The 23,832-nt window shown below is 72.2% G+C and carries 20 protein-coding genes; 11 read left to right on the top strand and 9 right to left on the bottom strand.

Going from position 1 to position 23,832, the window contains the following annotated elements; all coding sequences use genetic code 11:
* The 4 genes from AOK17_RS00890 to AOK17_RS00875 form a co-directional block, all read right to left on the bottom strand.
* Positions 1 to 660 (bottom strand): hypothetical protein (locus tag AOK17_RS00890; protein WP_055610290.1); only part of this gene is annotated, 660 nt, incomplete at its 3' end.
* A 187-nt stretch (positions 661 to 847) separates the two neighbouring features.
* Complete coding sequence (locus AOK17_RS00885) at positions 848 to 1,627, bottom strand: DUF5707 domain-containing protein (protein ID WP_055610289.1); 780 nt, start codon at positions 1,625 to 1,627, stop codon at positions 848 to 850.
* Between the two features lie 227 nt (positions 1,628 to 1,854).
* On the bottom strand, positions 1,855 to 5,010 hold the full coding sequence (locus AOK17_RS00880) for a sacsin N-terminal ATP-binding-like domain-containing protein (protein WP_055610288.1): 3,156 nt from the start codon (positions 5,008 to 5,010) through the stop codon (positions 1,855 to 1,857).
* 621 nt (positions 5,011 to 5,631) lie between these two features.
* Positions 5,632 to 6,555 (bottom strand): DUF3027 domain-containing protein, encoded by a 924-nt coding sequence (locus AOK17_RS00875; RefSeq protein ID WP_055610287.1) that lies wholly within the window; start codon positions 6,553 to 6,555, stop codon positions 5,632 to 5,634.
* 477 nt (positions 6,556 to 7,032) lie between these two features.
* Here AOK17_RS00875 and AOK17_RS00870 point away from each other — a divergent pair, with 477 nt between their 5' ends.
* From AOK17_RS00870 to AOK17_RS00855, 4 genes are all read left to right on the top strand, one after another.
* Entirely contained in the window at positions 7,033 to 8,454 is a 1,422-nt protein-coding gene (locus AOK17_RS00870; RefSeq protein ID WP_079052717.1) for an MFS transporter, read from the top strand.
* 206 nt (positions 8,455 to 8,660) lie between these two features.
* Positions 8,661 to 9,149 (top strand): hypothetical protein, encoded by a 489-nt coding sequence (locus tag AOK17_RS00865; protein WP_055610285.1) that lies wholly within the window; start codon positions 8,661 to 8,663, stop codon positions 9,147 to 9,149.
* Positions 9,150 to 9,168: 19 nt separating this feature from the next.
* Positions 9,169 to 9,930, top strand: coding sequence for a futalosine hydrolase (locus AOK17_RS00860; protein ID WP_055610284.1), 762 nt, complete (start codon positions 9,169 to 9,171; stop codon positions 9,928 to 9,930).
* Between the two features lie 79 nt (positions 9,931 to 10,009).
* Positions 10,010 to 10,837 carry a 1,4-dihydroxy-6-naphtoate synthase gene (locus AOK17_RS00855; protein WP_055610292.1) on the top strand — a complete coding sequence of 276 codons (828 nt, stop codon included), beginning with the start codon at positions 10,010 to 10,012 and terminating at the stop codon, positions 10,835 to 10,837.
* A 57-nt stretch (positions 10,838 to 10,894) separates the two neighbouring features.
* On the opposite strand, the gene AOK17_RS53480 is transcribed toward AOK17_RS00855, so the two are convergent.
* Positions 10,895 to 11,278, bottom strand: a complete 384-nt coding sequence (locus tag AOK17_RS53480; protein ID WP_055610283.1) for a cold-shock protein — start codon at positions 11,276 to 11,278, stop codon at positions 10,895 to 10,897.
* Positions 11,279 to 11,466: 188 nt separating this feature from the next.
* Here AOK17_RS53480 and AOK17_RS00845 point away from each other — a divergent pair, with 188 nt between their 5' ends.
* Positions 11,467 to 11,715: a hypothetical protein gene (locus tag AOK17_RS00845; RefSeq protein ID WP_055610282.1), complete on the top strand. Its 249-nt coding sequence runs from the start codon at positions 11,467 to 11,469 to the stop codon at positions 11,713 to 11,715.
* Positions 11,716 to 11,732: 17 nt separating this feature from the next.
* On the opposite strand, the gene AOK17_RS00840 is transcribed toward AOK17_RS00845, so the two are convergent.
* Positions 11,733 to 12,365: an HAD family hydrolase gene (locus AOK17_RS00840; protein WP_055610281.1), complete on the bottom strand. Its 633-nt coding sequence runs from the start codon at positions 12,363 to 12,365 to the stop codon at positions 11,733 to 11,735.
* Between the two features lie 157 nt (positions 12,366 to 12,522).
* Between AOK17_RS00840 and AOK17_RS00835 the strand changes: the two genes are divergently transcribed.
* The 3 genes from AOK17_RS00835 (at position 12,523) to AOK17_RS00825 (ending at position 15,546) form a co-directional block, all read left to right on the top strand.
* On the top strand, positions 12,523 to 13,515 hold the full coding sequence (locus AOK17_RS00835) for a FecCD family ABC transporter permease (RefSeq protein WP_055610280.1): 993 nt from the start codon (positions 12,523 to 12,525) through the stop codon (positions 13,513 to 13,515).
* A gap of 113 nt (positions 13,516 to 13,628) precedes the next feature.
* Entirely contained in the window at positions 13,629 to 14,627 is a 999-nt protein-coding gene (locus AOK17_RS00830; protein ID WP_245696967.1) for a FecCD family ABC transporter permease, read from the top strand.
* A gap of 34 nt (positions 14,628 to 14,661) precedes the next feature.
* Entirely contained in the window at positions 14,662 to 15,546 is an 885-nt protein-coding gene (locus AOK17_RS00825) for an ABC transporter ATP-binding protein (protein WP_055610278.1), read from the top strand.
* Here AOK17_RS00825 and AOK17_RS00820 read toward each other — a convergent pair.
* Positions 15,539 to 16,537, bottom strand: coding sequence for a hypothetical protein (locus AOK17_RS00820; RefSeq protein WP_055610277.1), 999 nt, complete (start codon positions 16,535 to 16,537; stop codon positions 15,539 to 15,541). The two genes, AOK17_RS00825 and AOK17_RS00820, sit on opposite strands and share 8 nt — an antisense overlap.
* A 335-nt stretch (positions 16,538 to 16,872) precedes the next feature.
* Here AOK17_RS00820 and AOK17_RS00815 point away from each other — a divergent pair, with 335 nt between their 5' ends.
* The gene (locus AOK17_RS00815; RefSeq protein WP_055610276.1) at positions 16,873 to 19,434 is read left to right on the top strand and encodes a helicase-associated domain-containing protein; all 2,562 of its coding nucleotides are present in this window, start codon (positions 16,873 to 16,875) and stop codon (positions 19,432 to 19,434) included.
* A gap of 483 nt (positions 19,435 to 19,917) precedes the next feature.
* Positions 19,918 to 20,151, top strand: a complete 234-nt coding sequence (locus AOK17_RS00810) for a hypothetical protein (RefSeq protein WP_055610275.1) — start codon at positions 19,918 to 19,920, stop codon at positions 20,149 to 20,151.
* On the opposite strand, the gene istB is transcribed toward AOK17_RS00810, so the two are convergent.
* Positions 20,129 to 21,436: an IS21-like element helper ATPase IstB gene (istB, locus tag AOK17_RS00805; protein WP_245696966.1), complete on the bottom strand. Its 1,308-nt coding sequence runs from the start codon at positions 21,434 to 21,436 to the stop codon at positions 20,129 to 20,131. The genes AOK17_RS00810 and istB overlap by 23 nt on opposite strands.
* Positions 21,437 to 21,740: 304 nt before the next feature.
* On the opposite strand from istB, the gene AOK17_RS00800 reads away from it, so the two are divergent.
* The gene (locus AOK17_RS00800) at positions 21,741 to 23,384 is read left to right on the top strand and encodes a DNA repair helicase XPB (protein ID WP_055610274.1); all 1,644 of its coding nucleotides are present in this window, start codon (positions 21,741 to 21,743) and stop codon (positions 23,382 to 23,384) included.
* Between the two features lie 135 nt (positions 23,385 to 23,519).
* Here AOK17_RS00800 and AOK17_RS47930 read toward each other — a convergent pair whose 3' ends face one another.
* On the bottom strand, positions 23,520 to 23,708 hold the full coding sequence (locus tag AOK17_RS47930) for a hypothetical protein (protein WP_079052716.1): 189 nt from the start codon (positions 23,706 to 23,708) through the stop codon (positions 23,520 to 23,522).
* Between the last annotated feature and the right edge of the window lie 124 nt (positions 23,709 to 23,832).

Raw genomic sequence — 23,832 nt, 5'->3', positions numbered from 1 at the left:
CTTCTTCACGGGCTCGGGCGACGCGTTGACGGTCAGCTTGGAGAACCGCTGGACCTTGGTCGTACCGGCCTTGGCGACCTCGGCGTAACCGACCTTGGTGATGTCGAAGTCCTCGGCGGACGGGTCCTGGCCGTTGAAGGCGATGGCGTAGGCGTTGGCGTTCCACGTACCGGCGTCGGAGTTGAGCAGCTCCTCCTCGCCCGGACGGACGTCGATCGTGCCCTTGCAGGACGCGACGGTGGTGGAGACCGGCGTGCAGGTCGGGTACAGGTCGCCGAACAGGTAGTTGTCCGGCGAGTCGTAGGAACCGCGGTAGATCTCCAGGTCGACGACGAAGTCGGCCGCGGCGATGTCCACGTCGGCGGCGTGCGTCAGCGTGAACGTCGTCGGGACGGTGACCTGCTTGCTGGTGCCGGCGACGATCGCCTTGCCGCCGTTGACCTTCACGTTCGAGAAGCTCGCGTCGAGGGCGTACGGCGCGTCGGCCTCGGCGGCGGCGATACGGGCGCCGCTCTTGCCGGAGGCGGCGTGGGCGGAGTCGAGCACCTTCGCGACGTCCGCGCGCGAGATGGCGGAGTCGTCGGCCTGCGCGGCCGGAACGGCGAAGGCGGAGAGAGCCAGGGCGCCGGTGACGGCGGCCACGGTGGCACGTATGCGCATGCGTTCCCCTGATGGAGAAAGGGCCCCGGACGGCATTCGTCCTCACGTCGGGGCCGAAGTGATCAAGAGTCTGTTGACCCGAGTGATCAGATGCGTGACGGGGGTGAATGGTTGTACGCGAGGTGAATCTTTTGCGTACACGTGACCAAGGTCATCATCACCACTCACCCCCACACACCCGAGGGTCCTACTGCACGTCGATGAAGTCACCCGCGGCCGCGACCGCCGGAGTCGTCGTCGTACCCGCGAAGTTGTAGCGGTAGTAGCCGTCGACCGAGGCCGTGACCGTGGTCTTCAGGGCGCCGGCCGAACCGGACCTGACCGACTTGACGTCCTTGTAGGTCGTCGTGCCCTTCTTCTTGAACTGGAGCTTCACCGACTGGGAGGTGTAGCCCGCGTACCGGCCCGTGTCCCAGTTGGCACGGGTGAGGTTGCCCTTGACCGTGATGGTCTTGCCCTTCTTCACGGGCTCGGGCGAGGCGTTGACGGTCAGCTTGGAGGCGCGCTTGACCTTGAAGCCCTTGGCGTTGTCCTTCTGGACGTAGTCGGCGTCGACGCCCGCGGCGAGCGCCCAGACCTTCCAGCCGCCGGCCACCGAGTTGATCAGGTTGGCGCCGGACTCAAGGGTGAAGCTCGACTTGCAGGTCGAGGTCGTGGCGTTGACCTCGGTGCAAGTGGCGCGGCCGTCGCTGCTGTTGGCGACGGCGCCGCTGTCGGACGACTCGATGTCCGAGCCGTGGTACAGGATCGCCTGGGCCCAGTCGATGCCCGAGTCGTCCGTGGCGGTGAAGCTGACCGTGAAGGTCTTCTTCCCGGTCGCGCCGCCGACGACGTCCTTGCCGCCGTTGACCACGACGTTCGAGATCTTGGTGTCGCCCGCCGAGTCGTCGGCCTGAGCGGCCGGCACGGCGAGGACGGAAAGGGCCAGGGCACCGGTGACGACGCCCAGGGTGGCACGTATACGCATGCGTTCCCCACGTGGAGAGGGACCTCGCGGCGAAGCCATGTCACGCGAGGTCCGGTCATTGAGACTGCGGAGCCCGAGGGCTCGCGGTGATCAGATCCACGAAGGGAGCGAATGGTTGTACGAGTTGTGAACTTCTGGTGCCTATGTTGCCCAGATCACATCAATGGCCCCGGGCGCCCCTGCCGAACATCCGGGACCAAGGCCCTTCAAGACCCCTTCAGGGCCCCTCAGTCGAACCAGCGGTCCCGTGCCAGTTCCTCCGTCCTGGACGGGTCCTCCAGCAGGGCGCCGACCTCGAAGCGGCGCGGCCACTGGCCGGCCGCCCAGGCGAGGCCCGCGGCGACGCCCTCCACCGTGGCGGCGTGCAGCACGCCGTCACGGGTGCGGCGCCAGTCGATTTCGGTGTCGTCGACGAAGAGCTCCTCGTGCTCGACGTACGTCGTGGGGGTGGCCGGGCCCAGCAGGACCCGTACGGACTCCGGGACCTCGTGCTCGACGCCCTCGCTCGTCACCTCGCCGGTGACCGACTCGCTCAGCCGCCGCACCTGGAACAGCTCGGCGAGGTCCGCGGCGCGCGACGGGCGGACGGGGAGCAGCGGGGTGCCGGTGGTGAAGGGCAGCAGGTCGGGCGAGTCGACGACCACGGCGTCGGCCGCGTCCACGACGGTCACCCGACCGTCCACCACGGCCCGCAACTCGTCCGGCAGGGTGACCTGTTCGGGGTCGAGGTCGGCCAACGCGCTGTAGAGGGCGTGCAGTTGGGCCGAGGTGACCTCGCGGTCGGGGTCGGCGAGGCGGTCGAGGAGCTCGGCGGCCCCGCCCGGTTCGGCGAGGAGGGCGGCGACGGAGGTGCGGACGCCGAGGGCCCGCAGGACCTGCTCGTCGTTGAAGCCGGTGGCGTCGGCGGCGTCGTACAGGCCGTGCAGGAGCGGGTCGCCGCCCTCGGCGCGCAGGCCGGCCGGGCGGCGGCCGTCGAGGACCGGGTTCCCGCGCAGCCACCAGGCGGTGTACGGGCGGACGATCTCGTGCGTCCCGTCGGGCAGCAGGATGCGGACCGGCTGGGTGAGGGCGTCCCGCAGCGGCGGGCGGGAGAGCAGGGCGAGGGCCTCGGGCCAGCGGTCCTCGTCCACCAGGTCGAGGTCCCGTACGGCGACGAGCTCCGTGGCGACGGGCGGCACCGGCGAGTCGGGCAGCCGGTCCAGCACGTCCTCGCACCACACGTCCACGGCGTCGAGGAGCCCCGCGTCGTCGGGCTCGGCGAACTCCCCTTCCCGCGGCTCCAGTTCGTCGGGGTCGAGAACCACGTCAGTGGCGCGTACGAGGGTGAAGTTGGCCAGCACCCCGCAGGCGGCGAGCGGCTGTTCGCCCCAGCGCTCGGCCAACTCGGTGTCCACGGAGGCGAGTTCGTCCTCGCGCATCACCTGGGCGAACGGGCTGCCGGGGAGGACGAGTTCGCCGGCCGGGGCGAGTTCGCCCTCCTCGTCGGGGAGGGCGAGGGCGCCGAGCCAGGGTTCGTCGCCGGGTTCGAGGCCCGCGTCGCGGACGAGCGCGAGGACGGTGTCGGCCAGCTCCTCGGCGTCCGGGGCGTCCTCGTCCCAGGCGCCGCCGTCGTCGTCGAGGGAGGCGGCGACGGCCGCGCGGACCTGCGGGGTGGTGAGGACGGCGCGCGGGGTGGCGGGCAGGGCGCCCAGCTTCTCCAGGAGCGGATGGGCGGCGTCCGGGTGGGCGACCTTGAGGCCGAGGCGGGCGAGGCGGACCAGGGCCTCAGGGGCGGCCCGCTCACCGTCGGCGGCGGGCAGCAGGACCTGCCGGGGCCCGATCGTCGTACGGCCGTCCGCGAGCGGCACGGGCAGCCCCGTGAGCCGGTCCGGGTCGACCCCGGCGAGGCTGTCGTAGAGCCGCCGCCACCACTGCGGGTCCTTCTCCAGTCCGGCCAGCCGGTCGATCGCCTCGGTCAGCGGCACGCGCGCGACGCCCAACGTCCGCAGCTCCGCCCGCCGTTCGAGCCCGGCGGGCAGCAGACTGGGCAGCACCTCGGCGAGGACCTGCACGGTCTCGGCGCCCGCCCCCTCCACGACCTCGGCGTCACGGGGCCGCAGGGCCTCCGGAAGGCCGGAGTCGTCGTCCTCGTCCTCGTCGCCGGTCGGCTCGACCGCGGGCGGCAGGAAGGCGGTACGCGGCAGCCGGTCGAGGATCGCCTGACGCAGCGTCCCGTCCAGCTCGCCCTTGCCGAGCGAGCCCGGCACGAGGGCGATGATCCCGGGGGTCACCGGCCGCCAGTCGGCCAGCAGTCCGGCGTACGCGTCCGCCGCGCGCTGCATCAGGAAGGCGGTGAGCGGGCCGGGGGCGGCGTGCCGCCGGGTGGTGTCGAGCGGGAGCGAGGCGATGAGCAGCGCGGGCACGCCGAGGGGTTCGTCGCTGGGCGTGGGCGCGTGCACGACGGGGCTGGTGCGGGGCTTGGCCGGGGTGCCGTCGGCGTCGACCGGGACGGCCCAGGTGACCGACCAGTGAGGGCGCAGCCGCTCCTCGACGGGCCGGTCGGCGAGCAGCGCGGGCTCCAGGGCGCCGTGTGCGGAGACGGTGCGCCAGCGGGTCGTACCGTCACGGGAGTCCTCGACGACCACATCGCCCTCGGCGTCCGGGTCGACGTGGCGGCGGATGGTCCGTACGCTCCCGTCCCTCGCCTCCACGACGACCTCCGCGAGCCCGGGCAGGGCCAGCAGCAGCGCGTCGTCGACACCGCCGAGGAGCCGCTCGGCGAGATCCTCGGCCGCCGCGTCCCGCAGCGGCAGGATCACGACGCTGTCGTACGAGTCCGGGGCGGTGCCCTCGGCCGCGAACGGCAGCCGGAGCAGCGGCACATGACCGTCTCGGCGCCGCAGTTCGTCGCCGAGACCGGGGCTGTGGCGGGCGATGTCGGTGGCGAGTTCGCGGGCCTCCACGAGAGACCAGCGGACGCCCCCGTGCCGCCCCACGAGGGCGGGTTCGTCGGTCACGGCGAGCACGGCCGCGAAGCCGACGCCGAAGCGGCCGACCGCGCTGTCGGTGTCGTCCCGCTTGGCGGAGGCGCGCAGCGTGGAGAGCGACTCGACGCCCGTCGCGTCCAGCGGGGCGCCGGTGTTGGCGGCGACGAGGACGCCGTCGCGGAGGGTGAGCCTGAGCCTGCCGGGCACTCCGGCCCGGGCGGCGGCGTCGGCGGCGTTCTGCGCGAGCTCGACCACCAGCCGGTCCCGGTAGCCGCCGAGGACCAGGTCCTCCTCGGCGTTGGCGTCCTCACGGAACCGCGCCGGGCTCGTCGCCCAGGCGTCCAGCACCCCGCGACGGAGCCGCGCCGTCCCGAACGGGTCCGCGCCCTCGGCAGCCGGCCGCACGAACTTGCTCACGGTCACTCTCCCTTACGTTGTACGGCCGCACGCGGTGGCTCGGCCGCGGCAAGAAGGTACCGCGTGGTCCCCTGCGGGGGGCTCCGCGGGTGAGGTGGGTGGGGGTTGCCTGTGGCCGGCCGCGCAGTTCCCCGCGCCCCTGGGTGGGTGGGGTGGCTGATGTCGTGGGTTCACCGTGGGCCGGTGTGCCGGTCGCGCAGTTCCCCGCGCCCCTGAGGGTGGTGAGGTTGCTGATGTCGTGAGTTCGCCGCGAGCCGGTGTGCCGGCCGCGCAGTTCCCCGCGCCCCTGAGGGTGATGAGGTTGCTGATGTCGTGAGTTCAGCGCGGGCCCGTGTGCCGGCCGCGCAGTTCCCCGCGCCCCTGAGGGTGATGAGGTTGCTGATGTCGTGAGTTCAGCGCGGGCCCGTGTGCCGGTCGCGCAGTTCCCCGCGGCCCTGAAGACGAAAAGCCAGGGGTGCAGCCCCGTTTTTAGGGGCGCGGGGAACTGCGCACCTCAGCCGAAACTCACCCGCACCCAACACCCCACGCCGACACCGACCCACCTCAGGGGCGCGGGGAACTGCGCGGCCGACGACAGCCAACCCACACCTCAAGGCGAGCCGGCGGCAGCCAGGGGGCAGCTCAGGAGTGGCCGAACTCCGCCGAGGACTCGTCCGGGCCGACGGACACGGACCCCGAGTCCGGCGACGGACGCAGGGGGAACGGGTCCACCCGGGTCTCGTCGATCACCGGCGGCGCCGGCCGGGGCGGTTTGGGCATGACCGCGGCCTCCGAGTGCCCGCCACACCCGTACGACAGCGACACCACACGCCCGTCCGCCGGCGAGAACTCATTGGCGCACAACCCGAACGCCTGCCCGAGCGAGCCCCCGATGGGATTCAGGAACCCACAGCTGACGCACGTGGCGGGAGCGGCCTGGGCCATCGCCGTCTTGGGCCCGTACGAGTCCTCCCAGCGGTCGGCGGCGACATGCAGCCCGTACCGCGACAGCACCCGCGCCCGCCGCATCCCGAGCTCCTCGGCGACGGAGGCGATCGACCCGCGGGTCGGCACGGCCGGCAGCGTGGCCGGCGTCCCGGCCGTGACCTCGGCGTCCTCCGCCTCCACGAGCTCGGCCATCTCGTCGGAGATCGGCGAGTTCGGCGCGGGCTCGTCCTCGCCGGAGAACCCCGCCTCCAGGCGCAGATCCTCCGCGTCCGTGGGCAGGAGGTCCCCCGGACCCATGTCCCCGGGCCGCAGCCGCTCGCTCCACGGCACCCACTCGGGCGCCTGCAGCGCGTCCGGTCCCGGCAGCAGCACCGTCTCGTCGAGGGTGACGAGCTTCGCCCGCGAGGCCCGGGCCACGGTCACGGCCCAGCGCCACCCGCGATAGCCCAGGTCCTTGCACTCGAAGAAGTGCGTGACGACGCGATCCCCTTCGCTGACCATCCCCGCGTGCTCGCCGACGACGCCTGGTACGGCGGCCTCCTCGGCGGCGGCCCGGGCGAGGTCGACGGCCTCGGCGCACAGACGGTCGGGGGTTCGGCTTCGCGTTGTCGCGCTCACAGGTATCGCTTCTCTCCTACGCCGTCTCACGAGTGCGCCGTCCCTCGACGGGGGTGCGGACGGAGCGGACCGGAGGGCCGCGTCGACGTCCGCGCCCGATCGCACTCGGGCGCACCTACGTCATCCATTCTGCGGGATGGCCGAGAGGCGCGCGGCCGAGAACAACCGCCGCGGGCGCGCTACGCACGCTACCGTCTCGTCGGCGCTTGGCCTACACCGCGGTCTCTTCGCCGCCCCTCGGCGTGGCCTTTACCGGTTCCGCGATGGGCGCTTTGCCCGGTCCCGCGATGGCCGGCCCGGCGCACTCGCCAGGCTGTTCTTCGCCGTTCGGTGGCGAAATCTCGCCGGTCCGCCCTTCCGGAGCCGCTCCGCAATCCCCCAGAACCCGGCGCTCAGCGGCGAACTCACAGCGTCCACTCAGCCCCTATACGCGCGGTAACCGCGCTACATGGGCCGTTCTCGGGGCACTATTGCGGAGTGGCAGCCGCAAGGTCGCCCCATGGTGCCACCGGGATCGGTGGGGCCGGGGCCGGACAAACGAGCGGATCGGGCCCGGTGCGCGGGGCCGTCCGTTCCGTCGGGCGTGCCCTGCACCTGCCGTTCACGGGGACGGCGAGGGGCATCAGAAAGGCGACGCACGCGCACGGCGCGGGCGAGTCGGGCCTCGGCAAGCTGATCGAACTGCACGGCGTGAACGGCGCCGGCGACATGATGATCACCGTCGCGCTCGCCTCCACGGTCTTCTTCTCGGTTCCGACGGACGAGGCCCGCGGCCGGGTGGCGCTCTACCTCGCGATCACGATGGCCCCGTTCGCGCTCCTCGCCCCGGTCATCGGCCCGCTCCTGGACCGCCTCCCGCACGGCCGCCGCGCCGCGATGGCGGGCGCGTTCATCGCCCGCGCGTTCATGGCCCTGCTGCTGTCGAGCGCGGTCGTCACGGGCAGCATCGAGCTCTACCCCGCGGCCCTCGGCGTCCTGGTGGCGTCGAAGGCGTACGGCGTGGTCAGAAGCGCGGTGGTGCCCCGGCTGCTGCCACCCGCGTTCTCCCTGGTCAAGGCGAACTCACGGGTCACGCTTGGCGGCCTCCTCGCCACCGGTGTGGCCGCCCCGATCGGGGCCGGACTGCAGGCGCTCGGGCCGCGCTATCCGCTCTACGGCGCCTTCGTGATCTTCGTGGCGGGTACGTTCCTGTCGTTCCAGCTCCCGCACAAGGTCGACTCGGCCAAGGGCGAGGACAAGGCCCTGCTCGCCGCGGACGAGCAGCACCTGCACGGGCCGCACCTGAAACCGCCGAAGCGCCCGGGGCTGCGTACGGTCGGCACGGCGGTCACGCACGCGCTCGCCGCGAACGCGGCGCTGCGGTGTCTCTCCGGGTTCCTGATCTTCTTCCTCGCGTTCCTGCTGCGCGAGCATCCGCTGGCCGGTGCGAGCGCGGCGGTCTCGCTGGGGATAGTGGGCGTCTCGGCGGGCGCGGGCAACGCGCTCGGCACGGCGGTCGGGGCGGCACTGAGAACCCGGTCCCCGGAGCTGATCATCGTGACGGTGATCGCGGTGGTGCTGGGTGTCGCGATCACGGCCGCGGTGTTCTTCGGCGTGATCCTCGTCGCGATACTGGCCGCGTTCGCCGGGTTCGCGCAGGCGCTGTCCAAGCTGTCGCTGGACGCGCTGATCCAGCGGGATGTGCCGGAGCTGGTCCGGACGTCCGCGTTCGCCCGCTCGGAGACGATCCTGCAGATGGCGTGGGTGGTCGGTGGCGCGATCGGCATCGCGCTGCCGCTCTACGGAACGCTCGGCATGTCGGTGGCCGCCGGAATCGTCGCCGTCGGCTGGCTCACCACGGTCCGGGGCCTGCTGAGCGCGGCCCGCCGCGGGGGTCGACAGCACGCACGGGTGGCGTGAGGGCTCAGCCCTGAAGGGGCGCGGGGAACTGCGCAGTCTTTTGGTTTTTAGGGGCGCGGGGAACTGCGCGGCCAGCCTCGACGGGCCCGCACCTCTCGTCACGGACCCGCCGCCCCCAGCCCGTCCGGCGCTTGAGGACGAGTGCGGCGCGCCGCGTACCCCACCCGCATAGGTGGGGCGCCGGGACCGCCCGATAGCCTTCGGGCATGAGCTCCCAGCGTCCCCTCGCGCGCCGCCGCCGCGCCGTCGCCGCCGCAGGCGCCGTTTCCGCCGGACTTCTCGTCCTGTCCGCCTGTGACAAGCCGACGCCGATGGCCACCGTCACGATCGGCAACGACTCGGTCAGCACCGAGGCCGAGTGCTACAAGGACGGCGACAACATCGGCCGCGCGGAAGCCGCCAAGTGCGCCCTCAAGAAGGCCTCCGACACGATCAGCGTCCCGCAGGGCGAGACGCTGCGGATCGGTGTCGACCCGGAGATCGCGGACGAGGGCTGGGCCCTGTGGATCAACGGTCAGCGCGTCACCGACCCGTTCAAGAAGACGTACTACTCCTTCGAGGGCGTCGACCTCTTCGCGAGCCAGCAGGGCCAGCCCGCGCCGAAGACGCTGAACATCAGCATCGTCCAGCAGAACAAGGCCGACTCGAAGTTCGCGGGCGTCTGGAACTTCAAGCTCGAGAACGCCGACGCTTGAGCCGCCTGATCCGCCGCGCATGCGTGTCCTCGTAGCCACCGCGGTCCTCGTCGAACGGGACGCGGTGGCCGCGGCGTTCGCGCCCTCGGCCGCCCGGGAGTACGCGATTCCGGGGGCGACCCTGAGCCGGGTGGCGCCCGCTGGGGGCGGCCCCCTCGTCTTCGATCTGCTCGCCGCGGGCGTGGGCCCGGCTGCAGCCGCCGCGGCGACCGCAGCCGCGCTCACGGCAGCCGCCCTGAACGAACAGACCGATGAACAGACCGATGACCGGACCTCCGGGCCGTACGACCTGGTCGTGTCCGCCGGTATCGGGGGCGGCTTCCAGCCCGAGGCGCCCGTCGGATCGCTCGTCCTCGCCGACGAGATCACCGCGGCGGATCTCGGCGCCGAGACCGCGGACGGATTCGTCCCGGTCACCGAACTGGGCTTCGGGGCCGTCACCCACCGTCCGCCGGAATCACTCGTACGAGCGGTCGCGGCCGTCACCGGAGCGCGTACCGGTGCCGTTCTCACCGTCAACACCGTGACCGGAAGCGCCGAGCGCGCCGCCGAACTGCGCCGGCGCCATCCACGGGCGCTCGCCGAGGCGATGGAGGGGTTCGGGGTCGCGGAGGCGGCCACCGCGCACGGCGTGCCCGTGCTGGAACTCCGTGCCGTGTCCAACCCCGTCGGGCCCCGCGACCGCGCCGCCTGGCGGATCGGGGACGCCCTCGCGGCACTCACCGGGGCGTTCGGGAAGCTCGCGCCCGCATTGGAGAGTTGGAATCCACATGACCGCTGAGAATGAGAACGAGACCGCCGCCGGTACCGGCACTGGCACTGGCACTGGCACCGGAACCGGCAGCACCGAGCCGCTGAAGATCGCGTACTCGCCCTGTCCGAACGACACCTTCGTCTTCGACGCGTGGGCCCATGGCCGGGTCCCGGGCGCGCCCGCGCTGGACGTGACCTTCGCGGACATCGACATCACCAACGGCATGGCGGAACGCGGCGAGTTCGACGTCCTGAAGGTGTCGTACGCCGTCCTGCCGTACGTCCTGGACGAGTGGGCGCTGCTGCCCTGCGGGGGCGCGCTGGGGCGGGGCTGCGGGCCGCTGGTGCTGACCCGGGAGCCCGGCGTGGACCTCACCGGCCGCACGGTCGCCGTGCCGAGCGAGAGGTCGACCGCCTACCTGCTGTTCCGCCTGTGGGCCGCTGACGTCGTGCCCGGCGGAGTCGGCGAGATCGTCGTGATGCCGTTCCACGAGATCATGCCGGCGGTGCGGGACGGCAAGGTCGACGCGGGGCTCGTGATCCACGAGGCGCGCTTCACCTACCAGAACTACGGCCTCCACAAGCTCGCGGACATGGGCGAGCACTGGGAGTCGACGACGGGTCTGCCGATCCCGCTCGGCGCGATCATCGCCAGGCGGTCGCTGGGCGAGGACACGTTGCGGCTGCTCGCCGAGTCCGCCCGTACGTCGGTGCGGGCCGCCTGGGACGATCCCGAGGCGTCTCGGGCGTACGTCATGGAGCATGCCCAGGAGATGGACGTCTCCGTCGCGAACCAGCACATCGGGCTGTACGTCAACGAGTTCACGGCCGACCTCGGTGAGGACGGATACGCGGCGGTTCGGGGGCTGTTGACGCGGGCGGCGGCGGAGGGGCTGGTACCGGCTCTTGCGCCGGACGCGCTTTCGTTTCCCTGAACGTGGACGGCCCCGCACCCCTTAAAAAGGGGCGCGGGCGCCTGCGAAGCAAGTCCCCTAGACGTCCAGTTGGTCCGCCACCGCGCGGAGCAGGCCCGCGATCTTCGCGCCGGAGGCCTTGTCGGGGTAGCGGCCCCTTTCCAGCATGGGCGTGATGTTTTCGAGGAGGGTCGTCAAGTCCTGCACGATGGACGCCAGTTCGTCCGGCTTACGGCGCTGGGCAGCCGCGACGGACGGGGTGGGGTCCAGGATCGTCACCGAAAGCGCCTGGTCACCGCGCTGTCCGGCGACCACGCCGAACTCCACACGCTGACCCGGCTTGAGAACATCGACTCCGGCGGGCAGGACCGAGGAATGAACGAAGACGTCGCCGCCGTCGTCGCGGGAGAGAAAGCCGAAGCCCTTCTCGCTGTTGAACCACTTGACCTTGCCGGTAGGCACGTCTGTCCTCGTCCTCGTACTCGTCGGGAAACTGCGTCTGAAAACTGCGGCTGAAAACTGCTCGGGAAACGGGTCCGTATAGCACTACAGCGGGTCGTCGGACCCGCCGGTACCAAGGCTAATGGTCCGGCGGCTGCTGACAAGACGTCGCCGGATTGTTCCTCCGCGCAGGGAACTACCCTGGTCGGGTGCGTGACAAAACCCAAACGAATTCCGCCGCGGCCGGAGATGGACTGATCCGTGCCGGTGCCATCGTGTTCTTCGTCGGCGCCTTGGCCACACTGGTCACCGTTGCCCCACTGTTGCTCGGTACGACGCCCTTTCCTACGTACATGTTCGGGTTGAGCATGTTGATGGGGGTTGGATTCCTCATCGCGGGGGCGGGGGTGTTCCAGTCGATCGCCAGTGGGCGGCGGCAGGCGCGCGAGGGTTCCTGAAGAGTCGTTCGTCGCCCCTATCGGGGCGCGCCCGTGTATCCCACCAGCCAACTCGGGAACTCCGTCAGGTCCGTGAGCACCACGTCCGCGCCCGCCTCCCGTAGTTCGTCCGCGTCGCACGGGCCCGTGGCGACCGCTACGGACAGGGCGTTCGCGGTGCGGGCTCCTCGTACGTCGCCGGTGTGGTCGCCGACGTAGATGCCCGCGTCGTACTCGCGCAGGGCCTCCGCCTTGCCTTCGGCCCACAGGCCGCCTATGACGGCGTCGGGCTCGATGCCGAGGTGGCTGAGATGCAGCTTGGCATTCGGCTCGTACTTGGCGGTGACGACGATGGCCCGGCCGCCTGCTTCCCGTACCGCCGCTATGGCCTCGCGGGCGCCGGCCATCGCGGGCGTCGGGGCGATGGCGTGTGTGGGGTACATCTCCCGGTAGACGTCCGCCACGGCCTCGACCTGCTCGGCCGGGAACCAGTTCACCAGCTCCTCCGCGAGCGGCGGCCCGAGCCTCGTGATGGTCAGATCGGCATCGATGTACGTCCCGGTCCGCGCGGAAAGTGCCTGGTAGCAGGCGTGGATACCGGGCCGGGAGTCAATGAGGGTCATGTCGAGATCGAAGCCGACGGTCAGCACACGAGAAGTCATATGGACCATTGTGCCCAGCCATCGTGCCCCGTAAGGGGCGCGGGGAACTGCGCACCCAGCCCCCACCCACCCGCACCCGACAAGCGACCCCGACCGGCCACATAGACTCAGCCAAGCCTTACCAAACCGGCCAGCCATCAGCCACGCACTCCCGGAGCACCAGCCCATGCAAGCCAGACGCGCCGCCGCCCTCGCGGCAGCCGTCATCGCGCTACTGCTGGCGATCCTGTTCAGCCTGGCCGTGGGCGCCCGCGCCGTCCCACCCTCCGCCGTGCTGGACGCACTCCTGAACGGCGGCCACAGCGACGCCGCCGAAGTCGTACGCGGCCTCCGTGTTCCCCGTACCGCCATCGGCCTCATGGTCGGCGCGGGACTCGCGCTCGCGGGCACGGTCCTCCAGGGGATCACCCGCAACCCCATCGCCGACCCCGGCATCCTCGGCATCAGCCAGGGCGCCTCGGTCGGGGTCGTGCTCGCCATCGCGTTCGCGGGGATCCACACGCTCACGGGGTACGTGTGGTTCGCCTTCGCGGGCGCGGCCGTCGCGTCGGTCGCGGTGTACGCGATCGCGTCGAGCGGGCGCGGCGGCGCGACGCCGGTGAAGCTCGCGCTGGGCGGCGCCGCGATCAACGCGCTGCTCGTGTCGGTCACCACGGCCGTGCTCACCACCAAGGCGTCCGCGCTGGACGAGTTCCGCTTCTGGCAGGTGGGATCGCTGGCCGGGCGGGACGCGGAGATCGTCGGTCAGGTGTGGCCGTTCCTGCTGGTCGGGGCCGTGCTCGTACTGTCGGTCGCCCGCGGGCTCGACGCGCTCGCGCTCGGCGAGGACGTGGCGCAGGGGCTGGGGCAGCGGGTCGCGACGGTACGGATCGTCGGCGGGCTCGGGGCCACCGTCCTGACCGGGGTCGGGGTCGCCGCGGCCGGGCCCCTCGCCTTCATCGGGCTGGCCGTTCCGCACATCGCCCGCGCGATCGTGGGGCCCGCCCACCGGTGGGTGCTGCCGCTCGCCGCGCTCCTCGGCCCGACCATGCTGCTCGTCTCGGACACCGTCGGCCGGGTGCTGTTCCCGCCGAGCGAGGTCCCGGCGGGCGTGATGACGGCGCTGATCGGGGTGCCGTTCCTGGTCGGGCTCGTCCGCAGGAAGGCGGTACCGGCGTGACGACGGCCTCGACGACCCCGACGAACTCGAAGACCCCGACCTCCACGGCCGGAAGGGCCACCACCACCGCCTCCGCCGGATACTCCGTACTCCGCGCCCGGCGGGCCACCGTCCTGCTGCACCGGCGGGCGGTCGCCGTGGGCGCGGGCCTCGCCGTGCTGCTCGCGGCGGCCTGTCTCGCGTACCTCTGTGTCGGCGAGAGCTTCGTCGCGCCCGGTGAGGTGCTGAAGGTCCTGACCGGACGGCCGTCGGCGGACGAGCTGGTCGTCGGGACGCTGCGGGCGCCCCGGCTGGTGGTCGGGCTGCTCGTCGGGGCGGCGTTCGGGGTCGCGGGCGGGCTGATCCAGACCGTGGCCCGCAATCCGCTCGCCAGCCCGGACATCATCGGGATCAGCCAGGGCGCGAGTGCGCTGACGGTGGGCGCGATGACGTTCGGGGTGACGTCGTACACGGTCCTGCCGTATCTGTCCGTCGTGGGCGGGCTGTTGGCCGCCGCGCTCGTGTACGTCTTCGCCTGGCGCGGCGGGCTGCACGCGACGCGGTTCGTGCTCATCGGGATCGGGTTCGCGATCGCGCTGCGCTCGGTGACCACGCTCTTCATGACGAAGGGCGACTATCTGGTCGCGCAGCAGGCGCAGATCTGGATGACGGGCTCGCTGAACGGCCGCGGCTGGGCGGAGGCCGCGCCGCTGGGCTGGACGCTCCTGGTGCTCGTACCGGCCGTCGCGTGGGCGGCCCGGGCGCAGCGGGCGGTCGGTCTGGACGACGACACGGCGACGGCGCTCGGTGTGCGGCTGAACCGGGTGCGGCTGGGGCTCGTGGTGCTCGGGGTCGTCCTCGCCTCGGTGGCGACCGGGGCCGCGGGGCCCGTCGACTTCGTGGCGCTGCTGGCTCCGCAGATCGCCCGGCGCATGACCCGGACCGCGCAGATCCCGCTCGTGTGCTCGGCGCTCCTGGGTGCCGTCATCGTCGTACTCGCCGATCTGCTGGGGCGGAGGCTGTTCTCGCCGACCGAGGTGCCGGTCGGGGTGTTCACAGCGGCCGTCGGGGCGCCGTATCTGATCTGGCTCATCGTCCGGAGCCGTACCGTCCGTTCTGGGGGCAAGGCGTGAGGCAGGGCATGGCAAAGGGCAAGAGTGGCAGGGCATGAGCAGGCTGTCGGCGCGTGGGCTGACGCTCGCGTACGAGGACCGCACGGTGGTGCGCGAGCTGGATCTCGCGATTCCGGACGGGCGGGTGACGGTCGTCGTCGGGCCCAACGCCTGCGGCAAATCGACCACTTTGCGTGCGCTCGGGCGGCTGCTGAAGCCGAAGGGCGGGGCCGTGCTCCTGGACGGGACCTCGCTCGCCAAGCTGCCCACCAAGCGGATCGCCCAGCAGATCGGGCTGTTGCCGCAGACGCCGGTCGCGCCCGAGGCGATCACCGTCGCGGACCTCGTCTCGCGTGGCCGGCAGCCGCACCAGAGCTGGTGGCAGCAGTGGTCGGAGGCGGACGAGCGGGCCGTGACCGAGGCGATGGAGCGTACGGACGTGGCCTCGCTGGCCGAGCGGCCCGTGGACGAGCTGTCGGGCGGGCAGCGGCAGCGGGTCTGGATCGCGATGGCGCTCGCGCAGGAGACCGAACTGCTGCTCCTGGACGAGCCGACGACCTACCTCGACATCGCGCACCAGGTGGAAGTCCTCGACCTGGTGCGGCAGTTGAACCATGACCGTGGCCGCACGGTCGTCGTCGTGCTGCACGACCTCAACCAGGCCGCCCGCTACGCCGACCACCTCGTCGCCATGAAGGAGGGGCAGATCGTCGCCGCCGGACCGCCGTCGGAGATCGTCACGGCCGATCTCGTACGGGAGGTCTTCGGGCTGGAGTGCGTGGTCGTGCCGGATCCGGTGACCGGGTCGCCGCTGGTGGTGCCCGGCGCCCCGTGGCGGGGCGGCGATGCCCGTGTCCCGGCACAGGAAGCCCAGAAGACCCACGCGGACCGGAAGGCCCAGGAAGGCCAGGAGGACACAGCCGCTTCCGGCACTACCTAGACCGCTGCGACCTCCACACCAGGTACAGCGCCGAAGCGATGGCCGCGCCGCGCAGGACCCAGGGCCAGGTCTCGGCGACCGCGTCGTTCATGTGGCCGTCCGCGATGGGCGCGCCCCAGCGGCCCTCCGTACGGCCCCAGAGCCAGACGATGCCACCGGTGACGACCAGGCCGGGGACGCCGAGGACGGCCCACTTCGACTCGGTGGGGCTGAGGCGGCGCGAGAGGTAGGCGATGAGCCAGCCGAGGCCGAGCATGACGAGGTTGCCGATGACGGCGCCCGCGACGAGCAGGGCCGCGGCGAGCAGCAGGAGCGGGTTCGTCCAGCCGCCGCCTACGGGGCGCAGCCGGGGGACGAAACGGCGGGTCTTCTTCCCGGCCTCCGTGTCCGCCTCGGCCGCCTCGACGGGTGCCGCGGGTACGACGGGCGCCGCGGGCTTCGGGTCCGGCTCGTCCGTCTCCCGGGGCGGTGGCTTGAGCAGTTCGGGGATCTCGATGCCGCCCGTGAACCCGGGCACGCTGTCCACCGACCCGAACGGGCTGCTCTCCACCCGCCACCAGTCGGGCTGTCCGGACCCGAGTTCCTCCGTGCTCGCGAGGTGCGGCGGGGAGGGCGCCGAGTCGGCCGTCGCGGGGACGTCCGGCTCTGAGGGGCGCGGCCTGGGGACGACCCGGCGCAGGCGCTTGGACCGCGGCTCGGGCTCCTGGGCGCGCTGGGTGGGGACGGCCGCACGCGGCTCGGCCTGGCCTTCTCCCCCGCCGGTGTCGGCGTTCGCGGCGGCGACGACCGACTCGGGGGTGCCGAGCCGTTCGAGGATGCGGCGGACCGCGGCCGGACTGTCGACGGTCGCCTTGGCCCGGCGGCGGTCGATCTCGTTGCGCAGCTCCGAGACCAGGCGCATGCGGATGCCCGACGGCAGCTGCCGTTGATGAGCCACGTCACCGACACGGCTCAGATACTCGTAGACGACCTGGTCGCTCTCGATACCCACGAAGTCCCCTCCGGGGTGAGTGCGTCGAATACCCCGTGGGACGACGTTAGCGCAGGGGGGTGGGCACGGACGCGGCTCAGGTCGGCTCGCGCACGCGTCGAAGGCGAGGTCCGCCCTCGGCTCCCCCAATCCCCGTGACCTGCCGAGCAGTTGACCGGGAGCCCAGGGTGCCCGGTGAGGTTGGAGTGTCGCCCGGGGTGCCGTGATCCTCCTGACGATGTTCATCCCGCGGCAATCCGGGAAACGGTCCGTTCGCCCGGAGTCCGCCCGGTACACGGGTTCCGGGCCCTGGCAGACGGCCCCTGGCGGGCCCGCCACCCGCTACCGTTGAGCGGATGAGCAGCGATGAGAAGCAGGTGGCCCCGCGGTCCCTCGCGGAGGCGCTCCGCGCGAAGGACGACGGTTCCCTCGCCGCGCTCCTGCGCGCCCGCCCGGACCTCATCACGCCCGTCCCCACCGACCTCACGCAGCTCGCCACCCGTGCCGGCACCCGCGCCTCGGTGATCCGCGCCCTGGAGCGCCTGGACCGGTTCACGCTCCAGACGGCGGAGGCGCTGGCCGTGGCCCCGGAGCCGGCGGACCGCGAGACGCTCCTGGCGCTGCTGGCCGGTGACGAGAACGACCCCGCGGTCGTCGGGGCGTTCCCGCACGCCCTGGCCGCCCTGCGTGAACAGGCCCTGGTGTGGGGCCCGGACGACCGGCTCCGCCTGGTCCGCACGGCCCGCGAACTGCTCGCGCCCTCGCCGCAGCACCCGTCCCCGACGGGCCTCGGGCCGACGGTCGCCGAGGCCACGGCGGGCATGTCCCCCGGCCGGATCCAGGAGATCCTCACGGCGGCGGGGCTGCCCACGACGCACGACGCGGTGTCGGCGGTGGCCTCCCTGACCTCCCTCTTCACCGACCGCGCCCGGATGGCGGACCTGCTCGCCGCGGCCCCGCCGGACTCGCTGGACGTCCTGTCCCGGCTGGTCTGGGGCCCGCCGTACGGCCAGGTGACCGCCGAACCGGCCGCGCGGCTGCGCTGGCTCCTGGACCGCGGACTGCTGCTGCCGACGGCGCCCGGCACGGTCGTACTGCCCCGCGAGGTCGCTCTCCACCTGCGCGCGGGCCGCGCGCACCGGAGCACCGAGCCGCTGCCGCCCGCCGTCGAGCCCGCCGCCACGCACCGTCCACAGGTTGTGGACACGACGGCGGCCGGCCAGGCGTACACCTCGCTCGCGACCATCGAGGAGCTGCTGAAGGACTGGGACGAGGGCGGCCCGACCGTCCTGCGCGCGGGCGGCCTGAGCGTACGGGACCTCAAGCGCACCGCCGTGGCCCTGGACGTCCCGGAACCGGTCGCCGCGTTCTGGGTCGAACTCGCCTACGCGGCAGGCCTGTTGGCGTCGGACGGCGAGGCCGACGAGCGGTACGCGGCGACCCCGGCGTACGACGAGTGGCTGGAGCTCCCGGCTGCCGGGCGCTGGACGCGACTGGCCACGGCCTGGCTGTCCGGCACCCGCACGGCGGGCGTGATCGGTGGCCGGGACACCAAGGAGCGCACCCTTGCGGCGCTGGGCCCGGGCCTCGACCGCTCGGCCGCCCCCGAGGTCCGCCACCGCGTCCTGACACTCCTCGCCGCGCTCCCCGAGGGCGCCTCCGCGTCCCCCGACTCCGTCGTCGCCCGCCTCCACTGGGAGCGGGCGCTGCGCGGGGCCGCCTCCACGGACGACCTGCGGGCCCGGCTCGCCCGGTGGACGCTGTCCGAGGCCGAGTCGCTGGGTATCACCGGGCGGGGGGCGCTGTCGGCGCACGGGCGGGCGCTGATCGGGGCGGAGTCGAGCGCACCCGCCCCGGAAACGGACTCCGGCGCGGAACAGGCCTCCGGCCCGGGAGACAAGCTCCCCGTCCACCACCACAGGCACCACCCCGCGCCCCCTCCTCAGCCCCGCTCGCCCGCCGAGCTGGCCTCCGCCGCCGCCCGCGCCGGCAAGCTGCTCGCGCCGCTTCTGCCCGAGCCGCTCGACCACGTCCTGCTCCAGGCGGACCTGACGGCGGTGGCCCCGGGCCCGCTGCAACGCCCGCTGGCGGACACGCTGGACGTCCTCGCGGACGTGGAGTCGAAGGGCGGGGCGACGGTGTACCGCTTCACGCCGGGCTCCGTCCGCCGGGCCCTGGACGCGGGCCGCTCGGCCTCGGACCTGCACGCCTTCCTCTCCGAGCACTCCCGTACGCCGGTTCCGCAGCCGCTCACCTATCTGATCGACGACGTGGCGCGCAGGCACGGTCATCTGCGGATCGGCTCGGCGTCGGCGTACGTCCGCTGCGACGACGACGCCCTGCTGAACGAGATCATCGCCGACAAGCGCTCCCAGGGGCTGCGCCTGCGCCGCCTCGCGCCCACGGTGCTGGCCGCGCAGGCCGACCCGGCGACGCTGCTCGAAGGGCTGCGCTCGATGGGCTTCGCACCGGCCGCCGAGTCGGCCGAGGGCGACGTGCTGATCACCCGCGCGCACGCTCATCGCACGCCCCCGCGCACGGCGCCCGAGCCGGTCCCGGACGGTCCGCCGTCCCCCGACACCACCCTGCTGAGCGCCGCGATCCGGGCCATCCGCGCGGGCGACCTGGCCTCCACGACCCCGCACAAGCCCACCGCCGCCGCTCCCGGCCGCAACGGCACGCTCCCGCGCACCACCTCCGCCGAGACCCTCGCGACCATGCAGGCCGCCGTCCTCACCGGCGACACCCTCTGGATCGGGTACGTCAACGCCGAGGGCTCCGCCAGCCAGCGCGTCATCGCCCCGATCAAGGTGGAGGGCGGCTTCGTGACGGCGTACGACCACACCGCGGACGAGGTCCGCACGTATCCGCTGCACCGCGTGACGGGCGTCGCGGAACTGGCGGACGAGCAGGCCTGAAGCCTGCTCGAGGCAGGTTGAGGCAGGCCTGACGCGGGCCCGGCCGGAAACCGCACCCCGCCCGCGGCCGGAGGTCCGCCCCCGTCTCACTCGTCCGGGTGTACGCGGCGGTTCATGCACGCCACGCCGGACGCTTCCCACCCATGAGGGACCTTCGGGGACCTCCCGCATCGCGGCGCGGGTCGCGGGGCAGCCACTGGACGTCCTGATCAGGCACCGGCCTGATCGCACAACCAGGAGGTAGTCCCATGCGCACTGCTCGCCGTGTCGCCACCGTTCTGATCGGTACCGCCGCGCTGCTCGGCGCACTCGCGTCACAGGCCGCCGCGATCGGTATCGATCTCGGCGGGGGTCTGACCCTCTGAGGCCGCCCCCGCACGTCCCGTACGCCCCGCGGGCCGGACTCGGCATCCCGAGTCCGGCCCGTCCCCTCCGAGGGCCCCCACCCCCGCTCAGCAGCATCAGAAAGGCTTCAGAAACCCCATGCGTTCCACGCTCCGGACCCGCACCGCGACCCGTACCGCGATCCGTACCGCCGCCACCGCCACGCTCTTCGCCTCGGCCGCGATCGTCGGTGTGCTCGCCCCGCAGGCCGCCGCCGCGCAGCCCGCGCTGCCGCTGCCCATCCCGGTCGCCGCCGTCGAACCGCTCGTCACCGAGGGGGTCAGCGTCGAGGGGCCGCTGGTCAACAACATCACTCTGCCCACGCTGAAGTAGCCCGGCGCATCCGGTAACTGTCCCCTTCGAGGCGGACGATCTCCGCGTGGTGCGCGAGGCGGTCGACCATCGCGGGGGCGGCGCCGCCGAAGATCTCGTCCCAGCGGCCGAGCGGGCGGTCGCCGGTCACGATCAGCGAGGACCGCTCGTAGCGGTGCGCGACGAGCTGGAAGAAGAGGTGGGCGGTGTCCGCGTCGAACGGGGTGTAGCCGACCTCGTCCACGATCAGCAGCGGGTGGGCGTCCAGCGCGGCCAGCTCCTCGGCGAGCCGCCCGGCCGCCCGCGCCTCCGTCAGCCTCGCGGCCCACTGCGCCGCGGTCGCGAACAGCACCTGGTGTCCCGCCTGGCAGGCCCGCACACCGAGGCCCACGGCGAGATGCGTCTTGCCGGTGCCGGGCGGCCCCACGAACACCACGTTCCGCCGCGAGGCGACGAAGTCCAGCTTGCCGAGCCGGGCCAGCACCTCCCGGTCGAAGTCCCGCGGATGGTCCTCGTCGAACTCCTCCAACTGCTTCCGCGACGGAAAACGCGCGGCACGGATCCGGGTCTCGGCCCCCGTCTCGTAGGGGTCGTAGGAGTCGTAGGACTCGGACGAGGACAGGTACGAGCCCGTCGACTGGGCCGGAATCGGGACCGGGACCGCGCTCGGGACCGGGGCCCGCACGGCCGCCGCCGAGGCCGAGAACTCGGCCGGGACGGACGTCGAGACGGAATACCCCCCGCCGGCTCCGTCCTGGCCGTGCGCCGACGCGTGCCCGTGCCCCTTGTGCGAGCGGTCCCCGTGCTCCGCCATCGGCCCCGACATGTACGCCAGGATCGCCGCCGAGGCGATGAAGGCCATGTGGATCACCGTCCCCCACAGCAGCGCGTGCTGCGAGGTGTGGTGCACGTCCACGAACATCTGGAGCAGGTGGACGGAGGAGATGCCCACGATGGCGGTGGCGAGCTTCACCTTCAGGACGTTGGAGTTGACGTGCGAGAGCCATTCCGGCTGGTCGCGGTGGCCCTGGAGACCGATGCGGGAGACGAAGGTCTCGTACCCCCCGACGATCACCATGATCAGCAGGTTCGCGATCATGACGACGTCGACCAGCTTCAGCACGGCGAGCATGACGTACGTCTCGTTCGCCTGGCCGGTCACGCACCGGAGAATTAAATTCCACAGCTCGTTGAAGAACTTGTAGACGTAGACGCCCTGCGCGGCCACCAGCCCGAAGTAGAGCGGGGCCTGCAGCCAGCGGGTGGCGAAGAGGGCGTACCCGAGCGTGGTGGACGGCTGGGACACGACGGGCAGCGGAACAGTCGGTGAGGCCGGCGGGGGCGCGTGCGGCGGGGCATGGCTGTGGATGTGACCGGGTCCGGACAACGGTGGCTCTCCCTGGGCGGTGACCTGGGGCAGTGACCTGCGGGGATCGCCATTCTTCGGGTCCACGGCCGTAAATCTGAATTCCCACCACTCATTGGAATGAATAGACATCCAGTAGGACAGGACGGGGCGCGACCCGGTTCGAGGCGTGCTGCGTGGACGATCAGGCACACTGGACGTTTGGCCGTGCACACCGCACAGCTGTGCAGAAGGGGACGCACGCGTGAATGGTCCACTCATCGTCCAGTCCGACAAGACGCTGCTCCTGGAGGTCGACCACGAGCTGGCCGACGAGTGCCGTCGTTCCATCGCCCCCTTCGCCGAGCTGGAGCGGGCACCGGAGCACATCCACACGTACCGGCTGACGCCGCTCGGCCTGTGGAACGCGCGGGCGGCCGGGCACGACGCCGAGCAGGTCGTCGACGCGCTCGTGCAGTACAGCCGCTATCCGGTGCCGCACGCGCTGCTGGTCGACATCGCCGAGACGATGGACCGCTACGGACGGCTGACGCTGTCCAAGGACCCGGCGCACGGGCTCGTCCTCACGACCACCGACCGGCCCGTGCTGGAGGAGATCCTCCGCTCGAAGCGGGTCATTCCGCTGGTCGGCGCCCGGATCGACCCGGACACGGTCGCCGTGCACCCCTCCGAGCGCGGCCAGATCAAGCAGACGCTGCTGAGGCTGGGCTGGCCGGCCGAGGACCTCGCCGGTTACGTGGACGGCGAGGCGCACCCCATCGAGCTGGCCGAGGACGGCTGGGCGCTGCGGCCGTACCAGAAGCAGGCGGTGGAGAACTTCTGGCACGGCGGTTCAGGGGTGGTCGTACTCCCCTGTGGCGCCGGGAAGACGCTGGTCGGCGCCGGGTCCATGGCCCAGGCGAAGGCCACGACCCTGATCCTCGTCACGAACACCGTCTCCGCCCGGCAGTGGAAGCACGAGCTGGTGAAGCGGACCTCGCTGACCGAGGAGGAGATCGGGGAGTACAGCGGTACGCGGAAGGAGATCCGGCCGGTCACCATCGCGACGTACCAGGTCCTGACGACGAAGCGGAAGGGTGTCTATCCGCACCTGGAGCTGTTCGACTCCCGCGACTGGGGCCTCATCGTCTACGACGAGGTACATCTGCTGCCCGCGCCGGTCTTCAAGTTCACCGCGGACCTCCAGGCGCGCCGGCGGCTCGGTCTGACGGCCACGCTGGTGCGGGAGGACGGCCGCGAGTCGGACGTGTTCTCGCTGATCGGCCCCAAGCGGTTCGACGCTCCCTGGAAGGAGATCGAGGCGCAGGGGTACATCGCGCCCGCGGACTGCGTGGAGGTCCGCGTCAATCTCACGGACGCCGAGCGGCTCGCGTACGCGACCGCCGAGACCGAGGAGAAGTACCGCTTCTGCGCGACGACCGTGACAAAGCGGAAGGTGACCGAGGCGCTGGTGCGGCGGTTCGCCGGGCAGCAGATCCTTGTCATCGGGCAGTACATCGACCAACTCGACGAGCTGGGCGAGCACTTGGACGCGCCGGTCATCAAGGGTGAGACGTCGAACGCGCAGCGCGAGAAGCTCTTCGAGGCGTTTCGGCAGGGCGAGATCAGTGTGCTCGTGGTGTCGAAGGTGGCGAACTTCTCGATCGACCTTCCGGAGGCGACTGTCGCGATCCAGGTGTCGGGGACGTTCGGGTCCCGGCAGGAGGAGGCGCAGCGGCTCGGGCGGGTGCTGCGGCCGAAGGCCGACGGGCACCAGGCGCACTTCTACTCGGTGGTGGCTCGGGACACGATCGATCAGGACTTCGCCGCGCATCGACAGCGGTTCCTGGCTGAGCAGGGGTATGCGTATCGGATCGTGGATGCGGATGAGTTGCTTGCGGGGAGCTGAGCGGGCGAGGGTGCGGGTTGGTCTGTGCTGGTCGCGCAGTTCCCCGCGCCCCTAAGAGCCTGGGGTCGAGGTCGGTTCGTCACGTGCGGCCCCTCGGGAGTTGCCCGCGCCGTTCCCCGCGCCCCTGTCGGGGCGCTACCGGCGGCGTACGCCTGCTTCCTCTTCGTATTCTCCGAGGAGTACCACGCTCAGGGTGGCGGTTGCGAAGACCTTGACGGCTCGGAGGGTGTCGCCGAGGCGGTGGCGGTGGCTGCCGTGGAGGGCGGTGGCTCCCGGGGGTGGGCCGGGACTGACGGGGGCTGGGGTGAAGGTCGCTGCGCTCATGTATCCATAGTCGGTTTTCGGCCCTCCGCTTTCATCGGCCTGTGGACCGAACCTCCGTCGTCGCCTCGTACGACTCCGGAGTGAGCCGTCCCCCGTAGGGAGGGGGACCCCGTCCCCTAGGGGA

Origin of the sequence: Streptomyces phaeochromogenes (assembly GCF_001418655.1) — a bacterium.
Taxonomy (GTDB): domain Bacteria; phylum Actinomycetota; class Actinomycetes; order Streptomycetales; family Streptomycetaceae; genus Streptomyces; species Streptomyces phaeochromogenes.
Note: the sequence above shows the minus strand (reverse complement) of the source record. Positions and strands in the feature narration are given on the sequence as shown.

What these genes read in the sequence shown, in the direction of transcription:
- AOK17_RS00815 (WP_055610276.1), top strand. Translation starts at nt 16,873, where the DNA reads ATGAGCAGCGATGAGAAGCAGGTGGCCCCGCGGTCCCTCGCGGAGGCG.
- AOK17_RS00835 (WP_055610280.1), top strand. Translation starts at nt 12,523, where the DNA reads ATGCAAGCCAGACGCGCCGCCGCCCTCGCGGCAGCCGTCATCGCGCTA.
- AOK17_RS00840 (WP_055610281.1), bottom strand. Translation starts at nt 12,365, where the DNA reads ATGGTCCATATGACTTCTCGTGTGCTGACCGTCGGCTTCGATCTCGAC.
- AOK17_RS00825 (WP_055610278.1), top strand. Translation starts at nt 14,662, where the DNA reads ATGAGCAGGCTGTCGGCGCGTGGGCTGACGCTCGCGTACGAGGACCGC.
- AOK17_RS00885 (WP_055610289.1), bottom strand. Translation starts at nt 1,627, where the DNA reads ATGCGTATACGTGCCACCCTGGGCGTCGTCACCGGTGCCCTGGCCCTT.
- AOK17_RS00865 (WP_055610285.1), top strand. Translation starts at nt 8,661, where the DNA reads ATGAGCTCCCAGCGTCCCCTCGCGCGCCGCCGCCGCGCCGTCGCCGCC.
- AOK17_RS00860 (WP_055610284.1), top strand. Translation starts at nt 9,169, where the DNA reads ATGCGTGTCCTCGTAGCCACCGCGGTCCTCGTCGAACGGGACGCGGTG.
- AOK17_RS47930 (WP_079052716.1), bottom strand. Translation starts at nt 23,708, where the DNA reads ATGAGCGCAGCGACCTTCACCCCAGCCCCCGTCAGTCCCGGCCCACCC.
- AOK17_RS00810 (WP_055610275.1), top strand. Translation starts at nt 19,918, where the DNA reads ATGCGTTCCACGCTCCGGACCCGCACCGCGACCCGTACCGCGATCCGT.